The sequence below is a fragment of the Massilia phosphatilytica genome, assembly GCF_977014125.1.
Map to the genome: position 1 here is coordinate 1 of NZ_CDRNIL010000155.1, position 2,937 is coordinate 2,937.

Here is a 2,937-nt window from a genome sequence, read left to right on the forward strand (position 1 = left end):
GTATTGCTAAAGGTTAAAACGGAGGAGTTAGTTGGATGATCCAGCACCTGTCGGACAAGGACAGCGACGATCTGATGCGCCTGTTCGAAAGCGTCGTCAAGGCCGGCAAGAACCTCGCGCTGATGGGGCACTACAACCACGCCGTCGAGCTGCGCCAGACGATCGCCCAGCAGGCCGTCAAGCGCATCGTCGGCACCGGCGCCACCTTGCGCATGCAGGGGCCGCTGATCCGCCACATCAACGAAGACCCGAACAGCTGGGCCGAACTGTGGACGACGGGCGTGCGCCTGGGTGCGATCCCCTATTACATGTTCGTCGAGCGGGATACCGGCCCGCGCGAGTACTTCGCGCTGCCGCTGGCGCGCGCGCACGAGATCTTCCAGGCCGCGTACAGCATGGTGTCCGGGCTGTCGCGTACGGTGCGCGGGCCGTCGATGAGCGCGTTCCCGGGCAAGGTGGTGATCGACGGCGTGGTCACGATCAATGGCGAGAAGCTGTTCGCGCTGCAGTTCCTGCAGGCGCGCAATCCGGAGTGGGTGCGGCGGCCGTTCTTCGCGAAATACGACCCCCACGCCACCTGGCTCGATCACCTGAAACCCGCGTTCGGCCGCAAGAAGTTTTCTTCGAAGGCGGCGAGGACGACCACGACGACCTCAAAGCGCTGGGCCGCGTGATTCCGATCCAGCCGGCGCGCACGCACGATGCGCGCGCCAGCGACAGCCAACCCGACGCGGCTTCGAGCCGCAGGAGGTGTCCATGGAAGCCGACCAGAGCCAGCCGCGCCTTTCCGGGATGGCGGTGTTTTTCTACGTGTTCGTGCCGTTCGCGCTGGGGCATTACCTGTCCTCGCTGCTGCGCAACGTGAACGCCGTGCTGGCACCGCATCTGGTCGGTGCGCTCGCGTTGACGCCGGGCCAGCTCGGCCTCCTCACCAGCGCGTTCTTTTTCGCGTTCGCCCTCGTCCAGCTGCCGGTCGGGATCGCGCTCGACCGCTACGGCCCGCGCAAGGTGCAGCTGGTGCTGATGCTGCTGGCGGCATTGGGCACGCTGCTGTTCGCGACGGGCCATTCGTTCGGCCAGCTGGTTTTTGCGCGCGCCGTCATCGGCTGTGGCCTGGGCGGCTGCTTCATGTCCGCCGTGAAAGCGATCTCCACGCTGGATCTCGCCCAAGCGCCTGCCGTCCGTCCAGGGCTATCTGATCGCCGTGGGCGGCCTGGGCGCCGCGTCGAGCACCATGCCGGTGCGCATGCTGTTGCAGCACACGGACTGGCGCGGCCTGTTCGTGCTGCTGGCCGCGCTGGTCGCCTGTTGCGGCCTGCTGATCTGGCTCGTCACGCCGCGCTCGAAAGCGCCCGGCGGCGCGCTGCCGACCGTGCGCTCGGTCCTGGACGTCTACCGTGCGCCGGCGTTCCGCGCGACGATCTCGCTGGTGCTCGTGCCGCATGCGATCTTCTTCGGCATCCAGGGCCTGTGGATCGGGCGCTGGCTGTCCGACGTGGCCCGCTTCCCGGACGGCGCCGTCGCCTACCTGCTGTACATGGGGATGGCGTCGGTGATCTTCGGCGCCATCGCCGTCGGCATGATCACGGAATGGGCCGGGCGGCGCGGCATCGAGGCGCTGGACGCGGCCGCCGTCGGCGTCGCGCTGTTCGTGCTCGTGCAGCTGGCGATCGTCTGCAACTGGCGGCCCAGCCTGCAGTTGCTGTCGGTGCTGTTTACGCTCGCGGGGACGATCACCGGCATCGAATACGCGATCGTCGCCCAGAGCCTGCCGCGCGCGCTGACGGGACGCGCCGCCACGTGCCTGAATCTCCTGATCTTCATCGGCGCCTTCCTCGTGCAGGCGGGCTTCGGATTGATCGTCGGCCTGTGGCATCCCGATGCGGCCAGCCACTTCCCGGCGGTGGCCTATCGCGTCGCGTTCGGCGTGCTGGTGGCGCTGCAGCTGCCCGGCCTCGTCGGCCATGTCCTCAACTTCCTTCAGCGCCGTCAAGTAAAATGCGGCATCGTTATGCTCACCCAGAAGGAAGAATATGAGATTGGTTCGTTACGGTCGCCCCGGTAAGGAAAAGCCGGGCCTGTTCGACGAGGAAGGCCGCCTGCGCGACCTGTCCGGCGTGATCGAGGATGTCGACGCGGCGGTGCTGTCGGAAAAGGCGCTGCGCAAGCTCGCCAAGGTCGACTGGAAGACGTTGCCGCTGGTGCGCGGCAATCCGCGCCTGGGCGTGCCGGTCAAGGGCGTCGGCAAGTTCATCGGCATCGGCATGAATTATTCCGACCACGCGTCCGAGGTCGGCGCGCCGATCCCGAAAGAACCGATCATGTTCATGAAGGCGACGTCGTGCCTGTCCGGCCCCGACGATCCCGTCCAGCTGCCGAAAGGCTCGAAGAAGACGGACTGGGAAGTCGAGCTGGGCGTCGTCATCGGCACCCGCGCCCAGTACGTGGACGAGGCGGACGCGCTCAAGTACGTGGCGGGCTACTGCGTCGTCAACGACGTCTCCGAGCGCGCCTACCAGTTCGAACTGGGTTCGCAGTGGGACAAAGGCAAGGGCTGCGACACGTTCGGTCCCGTCGGTCCATTCCTCGTGACGAAGGACGAGATCTTCGACGTGCAGGACCTCGATCTGTACCTGGAACTGAACGGCAAGCGCATGCAGACCGGGAACACGTCGAAGATGATTTTCTCGGTGGCGCACATCGTCAGCTACCTGTCGCGCTTCATGACGCTGGAGCCGGGCGACATCATCAGCACGGGCACGCCGCCGGGCGTCGGCCTCGGACGCAGCCCGCAGCGCTTCCTCAAGAAGGGCGACAAGCTGCGTCTCGGGATTGCGGGACTGGGCGAGCAGCAGCAGGAAGTGGTGCTGGATCATCCAACTAACTCCTCCGTTTTAACCTTAGCAATACGTACGAAGTCGTGACGTTAACATAAAC

The 2,937-nt window shown here is 65.8% G+C and carries 3 protein-coding genes and 1 pseudogene; all 4 read left to right on the forward strand.

Annotation, left to right across the window (positions count from 1 at the left end; translation table 11 throughout):
- The first annotated feature begins 35 nt into the window (after positions 1 to 35).
- The 4 genes and pseudogenes from ACWNCF_RS05515 (at position 36) to ACWNCF_RS05530 (ending at position 2,924) form a co-directional block, all read left to right on the forward strand.
- Entirely contained in the window at positions 36 to 674 is a 639-nt protein-coding gene (locus ACWNCF_RS05515) for a hypothetical protein (RefSeq protein WP_449406321.1), read from the forward strand.
- A 118-nt stretch (positions 675 to 792) separates the two neighbouring features.
- Positions 793 to 1,092: pseudogene (locus ACWNCF_RS05520) on the forward strand (MFS transporter); the annotation flags it as partial.
- Positions 1,093 to 1,204: 112 nt separating this feature from the next.
- The gene (locus ACWNCF_RS05525) at positions 1,205 to 2,065 is read left to right on the forward strand and encodes a hypothetical protein (protein ID WP_449406322.1); all 861 of its coding nucleotides are present in this window, start codon (positions 1,205 to 1,207) and stop codon (positions 2,063 to 2,065) included.
- Entirely contained in the window at positions 2,034 to 2,924 is an 891-nt protein-coding gene (locus ACWNCF_RS05530; RefSeq protein WP_449406323.1) for a fumarylacetoacetate hydrolase family protein, read from the forward strand. Before ACWNCF_RS05525 ends, ACWNCF_RS05530 begins: the two co-directional genes overlap by 32 nt.
- Positions 2,925 to 2,937 lie beyond the last annotated feature (13 nt).

Excerpts from the sequence above, each read along its gene's own strand:
- ACWNCF_RS05530 (WP_449406323.1), top strand. The coding sequence starts at position 2,034 with ATGAGATTGGTTCGTTACGGTCGCCCCGGTAAGGAAAAGCCGGGCCTG.
- ACWNCF_RS05515 (WP_449406321.1), top strand. The coding sequence starts at position 36 with ATGATCCAGCACCTGTCGGACAAGGACAGCGACGATCTGATGCGCCTG.